Origin of the sequence: Ferrigenium kumadai (assembly GCF_018324385.1) — a bacterium.
GTDB lineage: Bacteria > Pseudomonadota > Gammaproteobacteria > Burkholderiales > Gallionellaceae > Gallionella > Gallionella kumadai.
Window position 1 is genome coordinate 2,193,991 of record NZ_AP019536.1, and the last position, 12,737, is coordinate 2,206,727.

Sequence of the window (12,737 nt, forward strand, 5' to 3'; positions counted from 1 at the left end):
CGGCGCCCTTCTCCAGCTCGCCATGTCGCGAGCCCGGCACACTCATTCACGCAAGAATATCTGCAGCAAGTCATTCAGGAAACGCCGCCCCAGCTCGGTCGGCGCGATGCGCTGCTGATCGCGGACCAACAACCCGCGCCGCTCGGCCTCATCCAGTTCGCGCCGGATGGTAAGCAGCGGCAGGCTGGTGCGCTCCTGGAACAGCGCGCTGTCGAACCCCTCGTTCAGGCGCAGCGCGTTCATCATGAATTCGAAGCCGAGGTCGGCTGCCGCGACCTCGTGCTCCTCCTGCACCGGCGCTGATCGCGCCACCGCATCGAGATAGGCCTGCGGCTGCCTGTGGCGCATCTGGCGCAATACCTTGTCGTGGAAGCTCAACTTGCTGTGTGCACCCGCGCCGATGCCCAGGTAATCGCCGAACTGCCAGTAATTGAGGTTGTGGCGCGCGCGCTTCTTCGGCTGCGCAAAGGCAGAGGTCTCGTAATGCTCGTAGTCATGAGTTGTGAGCAGCGCCTCGATGCGCTGCTGCATCTCGCTGCTCGCGTCGTCATCCGGCAGCGGCGGCGGATTGCGATAGAACAGCGTGTTCGGTTCCAGCGTGAGGTGGTAGCAGGACAGGTGCTGCGGCGCGAACTGCAAGGCACTCTGCACATCCTGCAACGCCTGTTCCAGCGTCTGCTGCGGCAGCGCGTACATCAGGTCGAGGTTGATGTTGTCGAAGTGACGCTGCGCGATCTCGATGGCGCGCTTCGCCTCGTCCGCGCTGTGGATGCGCCCCAGCGCCTGCAGATGCGCATCATCGAAGCTCTGGATTCCCAGCGACAGGCGGTTCACGCCCGCGTCGCGATAGGCCGCGAAGCGCTCCGCTTCTACCGAACCGGGATTCGCCTCCAGCGTGATCTCGGCATCGAGGTTGAGCGGCAGCAGCATGCGCACCTGGCGCAGTATCTCGGCGACGCTCTCGCCGGATAGCAGGCTGGGCGTGCCGCCGCCGAAGAACACGGTGTATATCTTGCGCCCCCATATCTGCGGCAAGGCCAGTTCGATGTCGCGCACCAGCGCCGCAACGTATTCCTTTTCAGGGAACGCATTACGCGCCTCGTGCGAATTGAAGTCGCAGTAGGGACATTTGCGCACACACCACGGGATGTGGATGTAGAGCGACAGCGGCGGCATCGCCTGGAAATTGACCTCCTGGGATCTGATGCCGACGGGATGCAAAAGGTGGATAGTCATTGATTAAGGATTCAGCTCTCGCAGGCGGCCAAAGGGCCAGTTTCCGCACAGACCACTCGATTCCGCCCGCCTTCTTTCGCCCGATATAACGCGGCATCGGCCGAGCTCACCAGCTTCTGAGCGGATGTGCGGTCATCTTCAGACAGCTTTTCGGGCAGCATCGCAACGCCGATGGAAATGGTTACCGTCAGGCGCTCGCCCGGCAGCGGCTGTAACGGTTGGGCGGCTATCGTGCGTCGGATGCGCTCGGCGACTTCGCATGCGTACCTGTGTGCAGTGTTCGGCAGCAACACCACGAACTCCTCGCCCCCGTAGCGGGCGACCACGTCGTTGGTACGCAGCAGGGATTTGACCTGCCTCGCCACGCTGCGCAGCACCTCGTCCCCCGCAAGATGCCTGAGGGTGTCGTTGATGCTCTTGAATTTGTCTATATCGAGGAACATGCAGGCAAGAGGCAGGCGATGGCGCCGCGCATGCGCGACTTCGGCATGGCAGCGGGTCTCGAAATAACGGCGATTATGGACGCCGGTCAGGGGATCGGTCAGGCCGGCCAATTTCAGGCGTTCGTGATTGAGCGCATTTTCCAGGCAGATGGTGAAAATGGCCGCCAGCCTTTCGAGGAAATCGGTGCCGCTGTCGGCAGCGAATCGTTCAGCCTTGCAACTGCCCAGATTCAGGCTGCCGATCAATTCGTCCTGTCGCATCAATGGCAGCAGGGCCATCGATTGGCATCCGTCCGGCCAAGGGTCGAATATGGCGCCCTGCAGTTCAGGATCGAAAGCACCCAGATACGGGCGCACATTGTCGGCGTAAAGTTTTTCGAGCAGGACCAGCCCGGGAACTTCGGCATTCCCCCGTGTTTCTGCCTCCAGGAAACGCGTGATCTCATATTCCGGATCGGCCAGCACCAGGGTGACCGCGTCGGTGTCGCATGCGGACTTGTAGTCCTGCAGCATCACCTGGATGAGTTCGGTCAACGAACGTGTGGCGATCAACTGCTTTTCCAGTTGTTCAAGGCGGCGCAATTTCTTTTCGTTCAGGCGCGCCTCATCCAGCAAGGTTTGAAGTTGCCGGCGCAGGAGCTGGTTTTCGGTTTGCAGATCGTTCGCCATCAGGACAATTGCGGCCGGTCAAAAATGTAGTGAGCCATGCTCGGCGCAATCAGCGCACGGTGCCGAGCCGCTGCAGCAATATCTTCAGCGCCTTCGCGCGATGGCTGAGTTGCGCCTTCTCGTCGCGCGACAGTTCCGCGCTCATCTTGTCGAACTCAGGCAGCCAGAACAGCGGATCGTAGCCGAAGCCGCCGTCGCCGCGCTCTTCGTGCGCGATCATGCCGTGCCATTCGCCTTCGGCGATGATGGGCTGGGGGTCGTCGGCGTGACGCACCAGCACCAGCACACAGTAGTAATGGGCGCGGCGGTCGGTGATGCCCTGCATCTCCCTCAGCAGTTTTTCGTTGTTGCGCTGGTCGGATTTCGGGTTGTCGCCCGCGTAGCGCGCGGACTGCACGCCGGGCGCACCGCCCAGCGCATCGACGCAGATGCCTGAATCGTCCGCCAGGGCGGGCAGCCCGCTCGCGCGGCTGGCGTGGCGCGCCTTGGCGAGCGCATTCTCGACGAAAGTGCAGTGCGGTTCATCGGCCTCGGAGATGCCGAGTTGCCCCTGCGTCAGCACCTCGATGCCGAGCGGTGCCAGCATGTGCTGGAATTCGCGCAGCTTGCCCGCGTTGTTGGAGGCGATAACGAGTTTTTGCATTTTATGTAGGGGCGCGATTCATACGGAGGTTAATCCCTCGCCAGCGCCGTGCGCTGCATCTCGACCAGTTGCGAGATGCCGTTCTTCGCCAGTTCGAGCAGCGTGTCCATCTCCTCGCGCGAGAAGGGATGGCCTTCGGCCGTGCCCTGCACTTCGACGAAGTGGCCGCTGCCCAGCATCACCACGTTCATGTCGGTATCGCAGGCGGAGTCTTCGTCGTAATCGAGGTCGAGCACCGGTGTGCCTTCGTAGATGCCGACCGAGATGGCGGCGACGAAATCCTTGAGCGGATTCTCTGCCACCAGCCCCTTCTGTATCAGCCCGGTCACCGCATCGTGCAGCGCGACGAAGGCGCCGGTGATGCTGGCGGTGCGCGTGCCGCCGTCGGCCTGGATCACGTCGCAGTCGAGCTGGATGGTGCGCTCGCCGAGCTTGCCGAGATCGACCACGGCGCGCAGGCTGCGGCCGATCAGGCGCTGGATCTCCTGGGTGCGGCCGGACTGCTTGCCCTTGGCCGCCTCGCGCGGCATGCGGCTGCCGGTGGAACGCGGCAGCATGCCGTATTCGGCTGTCACCCAGCCTTCGCCGCTGCCCTTCTTGTGCGGCGGGACCTTCTCGTCGACGCTGGCGGTGCAGATGACCTTGGTGTCGCCGCACTCGATCAGCACCGAGCCTTCGGCGTGTTTAGTGTAGTTGCGGGTGATGCGGATGGAACGAAGCTGGTTCGGCTGTCTGGAACTTGGACGCATGGTGACTACTCGTGAAAAAGGAAAATTATTGGATCTCGAGAACCCGGGTGACCGGCTCGGCGGTATCGTGGGCGGCTTCCGCGCCGCCCCAGCGCACAGCCAGGCCGGTCACGTTGTCGGAGCGGCCGCGCTCGCGCTCCAGCGCGCGCGCGACCAGGCCGTCCAGCACCTCGGAGACGGGACTGGTAGCGAATGCCTTGGCCAGCTCGGCGTCGGTGAACGGGCTCCACAGGCCGTCGCTGCCGAGCAGCAGCACGTCGCCGGATTCCAGTGCGACCGGGCCGCCGGGCTCCATGTAGTAGAGGTCCTCGATGCCGCCGAGGCAGTTGGTGATCTGGTTGCGCTGCGGATGGATGCGCGCTTCTTCGGCGGAGATCATGCCCCATTCGAGCCATTGGCCGACCATCGAATGGTCGCGCGTCCTGGCATGCACAGTGCCGTCGCGCAGCAGGTACAGGCGCGAGTCGCCCGCATGTCCCCAATACAGATTGCCGTCCTGGATCAGCGCTGCCACGCAAGTCGTGCCGGGAAAGGCCTGATCCTTGTCGTGCGGAAACTTCATGATGCCCTCGTGGGCTAGGCGCATGGTGTCGGCAATGAATCCCAGCGGGTTGTCGATGCGGTGCTGGGCATGCTTCCCGAACTCATTGACGAAAGTCTCGATGGCCAGGGCCGCCGCCAGCTCGCCGTGCATATGCCCGCCCATGCCGTCCGCCAGCACGAGCAGCAACGTGTCGCTGCTATAGGCATAGGCAACCCGATCCTGGTTGTATTTGCGGTTGCCGATGTGGCTGGCCTGGTGTATCGAGAAGTTCATGGGGCTCAATCGTAATATAATGCGCCCCCTGAGCACAGTCCTTTATTCGAAAGCCCCTACAATGATCTTGAGCATGACCGGCTACGCCGCCGCCAGCGCGGAGCTCGACAGCGGTTCGCTGACGCTGGAACTGCGCGCCGTCAACTCCCGCTACCTTGACCTCCAGTTCCGCATGCCGGACGAGCTTCGCGTCTTCGAGGGCGCGATGCGCGAGGCGATCAGCGCCCAGCTGCAGCGCGGCAAGGTGGAATGCCGCGTCAACTATGCCGCGCGTTCCGCGCAGAGCGGCGCCGCCCTGAACCGCGACTTGCTGCTGCAACTCGCCGCCTGGAACAAGGAAGTGCAGGATGCGCTGCCGGAAGCCCGCACCCTGAGCGTGGCCGATGTGCTGCGCTGGAACGGCGTGCTGGAGACGCCTACCGCATCGGCAGATGAGCTGCGCACCGCGTTGCTGGATCTGCTGCAGGAAACACTGCAAGAGTTCTCCGCTTCGCGCGCCCGCGAAGGCGAGAAGCTGAAGGACTTCCTGCTGCAGCGCGTGGAGAAGATCGAGTCGCTGCGCGAGGGCGTGATACCCCATGTCCCCGCCGCCATCGCCGCCTATGAACAGAAGCTCATCGCGCGCCTGCGCGAAGCGATGCAGAACGCCGAGGACGAGCGCATCCGCCAGGAGATCACGCTATTCGCCAGCAAGATCGACGTGGACGAGGAACTGTCGCGGCTCGCCAGCCACCTGACGGAGATGCGCCGCATCCTCACGCAGGGCGGCGCGGTGGGCAAGCGGCTGGATTTCCTGATGCAAGAACTGAACCGCGAGGCCAATACCCTCGGCTCGAAGTCGGTGGATGCCGAAGTGTCGCGCAGCGCGATGGAGATGAAGATCCTCATCGAGCAGATGCGCGAGCAAATTCAAAACCTGGAGTAAATCATGTCGGGAAGTCTATTCATCGTCAGTGCGCCGTCCGGTGCGGGCAAGACCAGCCTGGTGCACGCCCTGCTCAATATCAATCCGCAGATCGACCTGTCGGTCTCCTACACCACGCGTAATCCGCGCCCCGGCGAGATGGACGGCGAGGCCTACCATTTCGTCGATCGCGACACCTTCATGTCGATGGCGAAGCGCGGCGAGTTCCTCGAAAGCGCGGAAGTCTACGGCAACCTGTACGGCACCTCGCAGACCTGGATCAGCGAGCAGATCGCTCAGGGGCGCGACATCCTGCTTGAGATCGACTGGCAGGGCGCGACGCAGGTGCGCAAGCTGTTCCCGGATTGCGTCAGCATCTTCATCTTGCCTCCTTCGCTGGAGGCGCTGGAGCAGCGCCTGAAAGGCCGCGGCAAGGACAACGACGAGGTGATCGCCAAGCGTCTGGCGGCGGTACGCGAGGATGTCGCCCATGTCGCCGAATTCGACTATGTTATTATTAACGACAATCTGAACGAGGCGTTGCGCGAACTCAATGCGGTGGTGCTTTCCGCACGACTGCGAGGCACGCGGCAACTCGCCCGCCATCAGGACTTGATCAACCAGTTACAGCATCCGGAGTAAATCATGGCACGCATCACCGTTGAAGAATGTCTTTCGCAAATCCCTAACCGCTTCGAACTGACCCTGGCCGCCGCCTACCGTGCGCGCCAGCTGGCCAACGGCGCGGCCCACCTGGTCGAAGACACCAAGAACAAGCCCTCCGTCGTCGCCCTGCGCGAGATCAGCGAAGGCAAGGTGGGCAAGGAAATCCTCAACCGCGGCCAGGCCTGAACCGGCCGGAAGTAACGATGAATGGCAGACGCCGACCTACTACTCGAGGAAGTCTCCGCCTACCTTAAGCCGCAGGACGTCGACCACGTCCGTGAGGCGATCGAATTCAGCCGGGCCGCGCACCAGGGCCAGCTGCGCAAGTCCGGTGACCCGTACGTCACCCACCCCATCGCCGTCGCACGCATCCTGACGCTGCTGCACATCGATGTGCAGGCGATCGTCGCCGCGTTGCTGCACGATGTGGTCGAAGACACCGAAGTCACCCTCGACCAACTCGCCGATAAGTTCGGCAAACCCGTGGCCAACCTGGTCGACGGCCTCTCCAAGCTGGACCGCATCCAGTTCGAGACGCGCGAGGACGCGCAGGCGGAGAACTTCCGCAAGATGCTGATGGCGATGGCGCGCGACGTGCGCGTCATCCTCATCAAGCTGGCGGACCGGCTGCACAACATGCGCACGCTGGAATCCATGTCGCGCGAGAAATGCGAACGCATCGCGCGCGAGACCATGGAGATCTATGCGCCCATCGCCAACCGCCTCGGCCTGAACGACATCTACCACGAGCTTGAAGACCTGAGCTTCAAGCACCTGCACCCCAACCGCTACGCGGTGCTGGCCAAGGCGCTCAAGGTCGCGCGCGGCAACCGCCGCGAAGTGGTCGGAAAGATCCTCGACGCGATCCGCCAGCGCATGGACGAGCAGCACATCCACGCCGACGTGTCCGGCCGCGAAAAGAATATCTACAGCATCTACAAGAAGATGCAGAGCAAGTCGCTGGCCTTCGCCGAGGTGCTCGACATCTACGGCTTCCGCGTGCTGGTGGACGATGTTCCGTCCTGCTACGTGGCGCTGGGCGCACTGCACGGGCTGTTCAAGCCCATCCCCGGCAAGTTCAAGGACTACATCGCCATCCCCAAGGTGAACGGCTACCAGTCGCTGCACACCACGCTGTTCGGCCCGTTCGGCACCCCCATCGAGATCCAGATCCGCACCCACGAGATGCACCGCATCGCCGATGCGGGGGTGGCCTCGCACTGGCTGTACAAGAGCGGATACACCAAGATCAACGACCTGCACAAGAAGACCCACCAGTGGCTGCAGGAGTTGCTGGAAAGCCTGAGCCAGAGCAGCGACTCCGCCGAGTTCCTGGAGCACCTTAAGGTCGACCTGTTCCCCGACGAGGTGTATGTCTTCACCCCCAAGGGCAAGATCATGTCGCTGCCGCGCGGCGCGACCGCCGTGGACTTCGCCTACAACGTGCATACCGACATCGGCAACCGCTGCATCGCCGTCAAGGTCAACCACGAACTGGTGCCGCTGCGCACCGAGCTGCGCAACGGCGACCGCATCGAGGTCATTACCGCACCGCACGCCAAGCCCAACCCGGTGTGGCTCACCTACGTCACCACCAGCAAGGCACGCAGCCACATCCGCCACTTCCTCAAGACCATGCAGTCCGGCGAATCGGCACAACTCGGCGAACGCCTGCTCAACCAGGCGCTGCACACGCTCGGCGTCAAGCCGCAGGACATGGACGAGGCACACTGGAACAAGCTGCTGAAAGAGACCGGGGGCAAGACCAGACAGGACATCCTCGCCGACATCGGCCTCGGCCGTCGCCTCAACATGGTGGTTGCGCGGCAGCTGGCCAACATCGGCGAAACCGTGCCCAGCGAGACATCCCACCACGCCGCCATCACCATCCACGGTACCGAAGGCATGGCGGTGCAATTCGCCAAGTGCTGCCGCCCCATCCCCGGCGACCCGATCATCGGCGTCATCAAGAGCGGCCAGGGACTGGTGGTTCACACCCACGACTGCCCTACACTCCGCGGGCGCAGCGGCGGAGAACAATGGCTCGACGTGGTATGGGCCAAGAACATCAACCGCACCTTCGAGATCAGCATCAAGCTCATGGTCGCCAACCAGCGCGGCGTGCTGGCCAAGGTCGCCGCCGCGATCGCCGAGGCCGAATCCAACATCAGCAATGTCAATTTCGTCAGTGAAGGCGAATACACCGCGCTGTACTTCACCCTGGAAGTGAACAACCGCCTGCACCTCGCCAACGTCATGCGCAGCCTGCGCAAGATTCAGGAAGTGGTGAGGATCATTCGCGTGAAGAACGCGGGGTAAGCCAATGCGCTGCTGTAGGTTGGGTTAAGCGCGGCGATAACCAATGACTTGGCTATCGTTTCAGATGGCTATGCAATGCTACCCAACAACAAAATCGGGGGTTAGTCTTTGACGCCGCCGAACTTTCGTAACAACCCTAGCATCGCCGAAGCCTTGTCCAGCGTCTCCTGATACTCGGCCTCCCATTGCGAATCGGCGACGATCCCGCCGCCCGCCCAGCACCTTATCTGACCACCGGAATAGACCATTGTTCGGATGGCGATGTTGGTATCCATGTTGCCGTCGAAACCCACGTACCCGATCACGCCGCAATATACGCCGCGCCGGTGCGGTTCGAGCTGTTCGATGATCTGCATGGCGCGCTGCTTCGGCGCCCCGGTGATGGAGCCGCCCGGGAAACAGTCGCGCAGCAGGTCGAGCGCATCGTGCTCCGGCGCCAGCTCGCCTTCCACCGTACTCACCAGGTGATGCACGTTGGCATAGCTCTCCACCTCGAACAGCTTGGGCACTCGCACCGAGCCGGGCACGCAACTCTTGCCAAGGTCGTTGCGCAGCAGGTCGACGATCATCAGATTTTCCGCGCGGTCTTTCGGGTTGGCGCACAGCTCCTGTGCGAGCCGTGCATCTTCTGCCGCATCCCGTCCGCGGGGACGTGTGCCCTTGATCGGCTTGGTCTCTACATGCCCGGCACTGACGCTGAGGAAACGTTCAGGCGAGGCGCACAGTATCTGCGTCTGCGGCAGGTTGAGGAAGGCGGAATACGGCGCGGGGCTGAGCCGGCGCAACTCGAGGTAGGCGCCGTAGGCATCGCCCTCGGCTTCTGCGCTGAAGCGCTGCGCGAGGTTGATCTGGTAGCAGTCGCCCGCCTGCAGATAGCCCTGCACCGCATCGAATGCGGTCCGGTACGAATCGCGGGTGAAGTTGGATTCGATCCTGCCGCGCACGCGAAAGTCATCCGGCGGCGATGGCGCCTCGCCTTGCAGGCGGCACAGCAACTGCGGCAATAAGGCTGCGGTCTCCGCATAACGTTGGTGCGATACCAGCTTTGCGGTGCGCAGTTGATGATCCATCACCAGCGCCCAGTCGTAGATACCGACTGCCATCAGCTGCAGGCCCTCGGCGTCCTGCGCCACGTCCGGCAGATGCATCATGCACCGCGCGAGGTCATAGCTCCAGTACCCCAGCGCACCACCAGCGTATGGGATGCCATCCACAGGGGCATGTGGCGCATCCAGGTACTCGCGCAGCAATGCGAACGGATCGACAGATGTCGCTGCATCCAGCACAACGGTGTGTTGTGGCGCAGCGGTAAGGATGTCGTAGCGCGCCATGCTGCCGCTATCCAGCCACGCCGCCCACGGCAGATCTGCGATCGCGGCGAAGTAACCGCTGGCATCGACTCGGTAGGGAAGTTCAGCGCAATAGAAGCTCATCGATCAATCGGGGATAATATCGGTACTTTTATCTGGAGTAATGCCATGACCACCATCGTCGCAGTCAGGAAGAACGGCATCGCCGCAATCGCGGCCGACACGCTGACCACTTTCGGCAACACGCGCCTGCCCTCGCATCTCGACGCCTCGCACGACAAGATCCTGCACATCGGCGACAGCTACGTCGGCGTGTGCGGCAGCGCGGCGCACCATCTGGTGCTGGCTAACCTGCTGGCCAAGACACCCGATGTACAGCTTAACAGCAAGGCGGAGATTTTTGAAACCTTTCGCAAGCTGCATCCCATCCTCAAGGAGGAGTGTTTCCTGAATCCAAAGGAGGACGAGGAAGACCCTTACGAATCGAGCCAGATCACCGCGCTGATCGCCAATGCCAACGGCATCTTCGGCATCTATTCGATGCGCGAGGTGTTCGAGTACACGCAGTATTGGGCCATCGGTTCGGGCCACGAGTTCGCGCTCGGCGCGCTGCACCATGCTTATCCGCGCTACGACAGCGCGGCGGAGATCGCTCGCGCAGGAGTGGAGGCGGGCATCGCGCTGGACAAGAACAGCGCCGCACCAATCACGGTATATAGTGTCGCGCTAAAGAATTAACGCGTTTTTGGCAGGCGCTGCCTCTCGGCGCGCTCCAGCGTCTTTTCGTTGGCGATCTTCTGCAGCCAGTCGCGGATCAGCGGCAGAGCATCGACGGCCGCATCCTCGCCGTTCTTGATCAGGCGCCGCTTGCTGGCAGTATCGATCTCCGGGGTCTGCCCGATGGCAGGACGGATCACGATCTGCGCCGCCTCGAGTTCGCGCGCCAGAATGGACTGGCGCATGATGCGGATGCTCTGCGTGAGCGTGTCGATGATGTCTTCCGGCGCAGGATTGTCCTTGGGCTGCTGCGAGATGTCCACCGCGATCACGATGTCCGCGCCCATCTCGCGCGCCACGCTGACCGGCACCGGCTTCTTCAGGTCGCCGTCCACGTATTCCTCTCCGCCGATCACCACCGGAAGGAACACGCCAGGTATGCTGCTCGATGCGCGCACCGCCATGCCGGTGTTGCCGCGATTGAAGGCGACGGCATTGCCGCTGCCGAGTTGGGTGGCGATCGCGACGAAGGGCTTGTCGAGCTGTTCGATGGAGCGGTTCTTCAGCGCCTTATTGACGAAGTCCTGTAGCAGTTCGCCCCGGATGTAACCGCGCTTGGACAGCTCGAAGTCGTCAAGCTGCGCCTGGTCAAGCTTGAGCGCCAGCTGTTCCAGCGCGTCGCCCTTATAGCCTCCCGCATACAACGCTCCCACCACGCTACCCGCGCTGGTGCCCACCACGATATCGATGCTGATGCCGTTCGCCTCCAGCGCCTTGATCACGCCCACATGGGCAAAGCCGCGTTCGCCGCCGCTCCCCAGTGCCAGCGCCACGATGGGCCTGTCGGACTGGATCGGCTCGATGAAGACCGACTGCGGCTGGACCACATTCTTGTACTGGATCGGCGGCGTCGACGCGCAGGCTGCCAGCAAAAATGGCAACAGCACAAGGAACAGAGTCTGGCGCGCGATCTTCACAGGGTGATGGAAAAATTCAGGGAACACAAAGCCTATCACAAGCGTTCAAGTTTGTGACGGAAGAGAAAACCGCGCCAATGCTGGATTGGCAAAATAAAAAGGCGCACGCACTCGATTTCAGTGCGCCCCCAAAGCAGTACTACTGTGGTAAGCCCCGGACGCCTAAGCCTCTGGGGCTGCCACCACAGCGACACGCCCGATCAGTTCGGCTTGCCGATTCCCGGAGTCGGAAAAGGCCATGTTGCTGCCGGACGAACAGGTGCAGGTGCGGAAGGAGCCGGAGCAGGTGTCGTTGGCTTAGCCGCTGCTACAGGAGCCGGAGCCGCTGCCGGTTTGACTGCTGCTGGCTTGGCTGCCGGAGCTGCCTTCTTCACCGCAGGCTTCTTGGCGGGTGCTGCTTTCTTTGCTGCCGGCTTCTTCACCGCTACGGCCTTTTTGGCAGGCGCTGCCTTCTTTACTGCTGGCTTCTTAGCTGCTACTGCCTTCTTGGCCGGTGCTGCTTTCTTCGCTGCCGGCTTCTTAGCTGCTACTGCCTTCTTGGCTGGCGCTGCCTTTTTAGCTGCCGGCTTCTTGGCTGCAACTTTCTTCGCTGCCGGCTTCTTGGCTGCTACTGCCTTTTTAGCTACCGGCTTCTTGGCTGCAACTTTCTTCGCTGCCGGCTTCTTGGCTGCTACTGCCTTTTTAGCTACTGGCTTCTTCGCCGCTACGGCTTTCTTGGCGGGAGCTGCCTTCTTTGCTGCTGGCTTCTTCGCCGCTACGGCCTTCTTGGCGGGAGCTGCCTTCTTTGCTGCTGGCTTCTTCGCCGCTACGGCCTTTTTGGCGGGAGCTGCCTTCTTTGCTACTGGCTTCTTCGCCGCTACGGCCTTCTTGGCGGGAGCTGCCTTCTTTGCTACTGGCTTCTTCGCCGCTACGGCCTTCTTGGCGGGAGCTGCCTTCTTTGCTGCTGGCTTCTTCGCCGCTACGGCCTTCTTGGCGGGAGCTGCCTTCTTTGCTGCTGGTTTAGTTTTCTTCTCTGCTGCCATTTCAACCTCCTTGAGTTAATGAAAGTTAACGAAATACAACACCTACGACTACTACACCCCCAGCACACCGCAATGCGGTATGACCGAAGCCTTTTAACCAGCGACTTGCTGCGTTTCTCGCAGACTTAGTCGATGGCCATACAACGTTGATCAGCGGGACAGTTCTTTGCTGTCCAAACCGAGTGGCCATGCATAACTATCAATGACCGAAATCCTTTTTCCTGACTGCTGGTATCACCGGCACGCCTCCGGGCATGGCACTCTG

At 62.1% G+C, this 12,737-nt stretch carries 13 protein-coding genes; 5 read left to right on the forward strand and 8 right to left on the reverse strand.

Annotated features, from left to right (window positions below; all coding sequences use genetic code 11):
• Nucleotides 1-42 precede the first annotated feature (42 nt).
• Genes hemW through FGKAn22_RS10670 form a run of 5 tightly spaced genes read right to left on the reverse strand, consistent with a single transcriptional unit; the run spans nucleotide 43 to nucleotide 4,557 of the window.
• On the reverse strand, nucleotides 43-1,236 hold the full coding sequence (hemW, locus tag FGKAn22_RS10650) for a radical SAM family heme chaperone HemW (RefSeq protein WP_212785618.1): 1,194 nt from the start codon (nucleotides 1,234-1,236) through the stop codon (nucleotides 43-45).
• A gap of 11 nt (nucleotides 1,237-1,247) precedes the next feature.
• On the reverse strand, nucleotides 1,248-2,348 hold the full coding sequence (locus tag FGKAn22_RS10655; RefSeq protein ID WP_212785619.1) for a DUF484 family protein: 1,101 nt from the start codon (nucleotides 2,346-2,348) through the stop codon (nucleotides 1,248-1,250).
• A gap of 49 nt (nucleotides 2,349-2,397) precedes the next feature.
• On the reverse strand, nucleotides 2,398-2,991 hold the full coding sequence (gene rdgB / locus FGKAn22_RS10660; RefSeq protein WP_212785620.1) for an RdgB/HAM1 family non-canonical purine NTP pyrophosphatase: 594 nt from the start codon (nucleotides 2,989-2,991) through the stop codon (nucleotides 2,398-2,400).
• 29 nt (nucleotides 2,992-3,020) lie between these two features.
• Nucleotides 3,021-3,740, reverse strand: coding sequence for a ribonuclease PH (gene rph / locus FGKAn22_RS10665; RefSeq protein WP_212785621.1), 720 nt, complete (start codon nucleotides 3,738-3,740; stop codon nucleotides 3,021-3,023).
• Between the two features lie 25 nt (nucleotides 3,741-3,765).
• Nucleotides 3,766-4,557 (reverse strand): PP2C family protein-serine/threonine phosphatase, encoded by a 792-nt coding sequence (locus tag FGKAn22_RS10670; protein ID WP_212785622.1) that lies wholly within the window; start codon nucleotides 4,555-4,557, stop codon nucleotides 3,766-3,768.
• A gap of 61 nt (nucleotides 4,558-4,618) precedes the next feature.
• Between FGKAn22_RS10670 and FGKAn22_RS10675 the strand changes: the two genes are divergently transcribed.
• From FGKAn22_RS10675 to FGKAn22_RS10690, 4 genes are read left to right on the forward strand one after another with little or no spacing between them, the layout of a single operon-like run.
• Nucleotides 4,619-5,482 carry a YicC/YloC family endoribonuclease gene (locus FGKAn22_RS10675; RefSeq protein ID WP_212785623.1) on the forward strand — a complete coding sequence of 288 codons (864 nt, stop codon included), beginning with the start codon at nucleotides 4,619-4,621 and terminating at the stop codon, nucleotides 5,480-5,482.
• Between the two features lie 3 nt (nucleotides 5,483-5,485).
• Nucleotides 5,486-6,103 (forward strand): guanylate kinase, encoded by a 618-nt coding sequence (gene gmk, locus FGKAn22_RS10680; RefSeq protein ID WP_212785624.1) that lies wholly within the window; start codon nucleotides 5,486-5,488, stop codon nucleotides 6,101-6,103.
• A gap of 3 nt (nucleotides 6,104-6,106) precedes the next feature.
• The gene (gene rpoZ, locus FGKAn22_RS10685) at nucleotides 6,107-6,313 is read left to right on the forward strand and encodes a DNA-directed RNA polymerase subunit omega (RefSeq protein ID WP_212785625.1); all 207 of its coding nucleotides are present in this window, start codon (nucleotides 6,107-6,109) and stop codon (nucleotides 6,311-6,313) included.
• Between the two features lie 21 nt (nucleotides 6,314-6,334).
• Nucleotides 6,335-8,446: a RelA/SpoT family protein gene (locus tag FGKAn22_RS10690; protein WP_212785626.1), complete on the forward strand. Its 2,112-nt coding sequence runs from the start codon at nucleotides 6,335-6,337 to the stop codon at nucleotides 8,444-8,446.
• 101 nt (nucleotides 8,447-8,547) lie between these two features.
• On the opposite strand, the gene pabB is transcribed toward FGKAn22_RS10690, so the two are convergent.
• On the reverse strand, nucleotides 8,548-9,879 hold the full coding sequence (pabB, locus tag FGKAn22_RS10695; protein WP_212785627.1) for an aminodeoxychorismate synthase component I: 1,332 nt from the start codon (nucleotides 9,877-9,879) through the stop codon (nucleotides 8,548-8,550).
• A gap of 45 nt (nucleotides 9,880-9,924) precedes the next feature.
• On the opposite strand from pabB, the gene FGKAn22_RS10700 reads away from it, so the two are divergent.
• A complete protein-coding gene (locus FGKAn22_RS10700; protein WP_212785628.1) occupies nucleotides 9,925-10,494 on the forward strand; it encodes an Ntn hydrolase family protein in 570 nt (189 codons plus the stop codon).
• Here FGKAn22_RS10700 and FGKAn22_RS10705 read toward each other — a convergent pair.
• Together FGKAn22_RS10705 and FGKAn22_RS10710 are read right to left on the reverse strand one after the other, a co-directional pair.
• Nucleotides 10,491-11,477: a patatin-like phospholipase family protein gene (locus FGKAn22_RS10705; RefSeq protein WP_246487393.1), complete on the reverse strand. Its 987-nt coding sequence runs from the start codon at nucleotides 11,475-11,477 to the stop codon at nucleotides 10,491-10,493. The genes FGKAn22_RS10700 and FGKAn22_RS10705 overlap by 4 nt on opposite strands.
• A gap of 173 nt (nucleotides 11,478-11,650) precedes the next feature.
• Nucleotides 11,651-12,472 (reverse strand): histone, encoded by an 822-nt coding sequence (locus tag FGKAn22_RS10710; RefSeq protein WP_212785629.1) that lies wholly within the window; start codon nucleotides 12,470-12,472, stop codon nucleotides 11,651-11,653.
• Between the last annotated feature and the right edge of the window lie 265 nt (nucleotides 12,473-12,737).

What these genes read in the sequence shown, in the direction of transcription:
- gmk (WP_212785624.1), top strand. Translation starts at nt 5,486, where the DNA reads ATGTCGGGAAGTCTATTCATCGTCAGTGCGCCGTCCGGTGCGGGCAAG.
- rdgB (WP_212785620.1), bottom strand. Translation starts at nt 2,991, where the DNA reads ATGCAAAAACTCGTTATCGCCTCCAACAACGCGGGCAAGCTGCGCGAA.
- FGKAn22_RS10655 (WP_212785619.1), bottom strand. Translation starts at nt 2,348, where the DNA reads ATGGCGAACGATCTGCAAACCGAAAACCAGCTCCTGCGCCGGCAACTT.
- FGKAn22_RS10675 (WP_212785623.1), top strand. Translation starts at nt 4,619, where the DNA reads ATGATCTTGAGCATGACCGGCTACGCCGCCGCCAGCGCGGAGCTCGAC.
- hemW (WP_212785618.1), bottom strand. Translation starts at nt 1,236, where the DNA reads ATGACTATCCACCTTTTGCATCCCGTCGGCATCAGATCCCAGGAGGTC.
- FGKAn22_RS10700 (WP_212785628.1), top strand. Translation starts at nt 9,925, where the DNA reads ATGACCACCATCGTCGCAGTCAGGAAGAACGGCATCGCCGCAATCGCG.
- FGKAn22_RS10690 (WP_212785626.1), top strand. Translation starts at nt 6,335, where the DNA reads ATGGCAGACGCCGACCTACTACTCGAGGAAGTCTCCGCCTACCTTAAG.
- FGKAn22_RS10670 (WP_212785622.1), bottom strand. Translation starts at nt 4,557, where the DNA reads ATGAACTTCTCGATACACCAGGCCAGCCACATCGGCAACCGCAAATAC.
- rpoZ (WP_212785625.1), top strand. Translation starts at nt 6,107, where the DNA reads ATGGCACGCATCACCGTTGAAGAATGTCTTTCGCAAATCCCTAACCGC.
- FGKAn22_RS10710 (WP_212785629.1), bottom strand. Translation starts at nt 12,472, where the DNA reads ATGGCAGCAGAGAAGAAAACTAAACCAGCAGCAAAGAAGGCAGCTCCC.
- pabB (WP_212785627.1), bottom strand. Translation starts at nt 9,879, where the DNA reads ATGAGCTTCTATTGCGCTGAACTTCCCTACCGAGTCGATGCCAGCGGT.
- rph (WP_212785621.1), bottom strand. Translation starts at nt 3,740, where the DNA reads ATGCGTCCAAGTTCCAGACAGCCGAACCAGCTTCGTTCCATCCGCATC.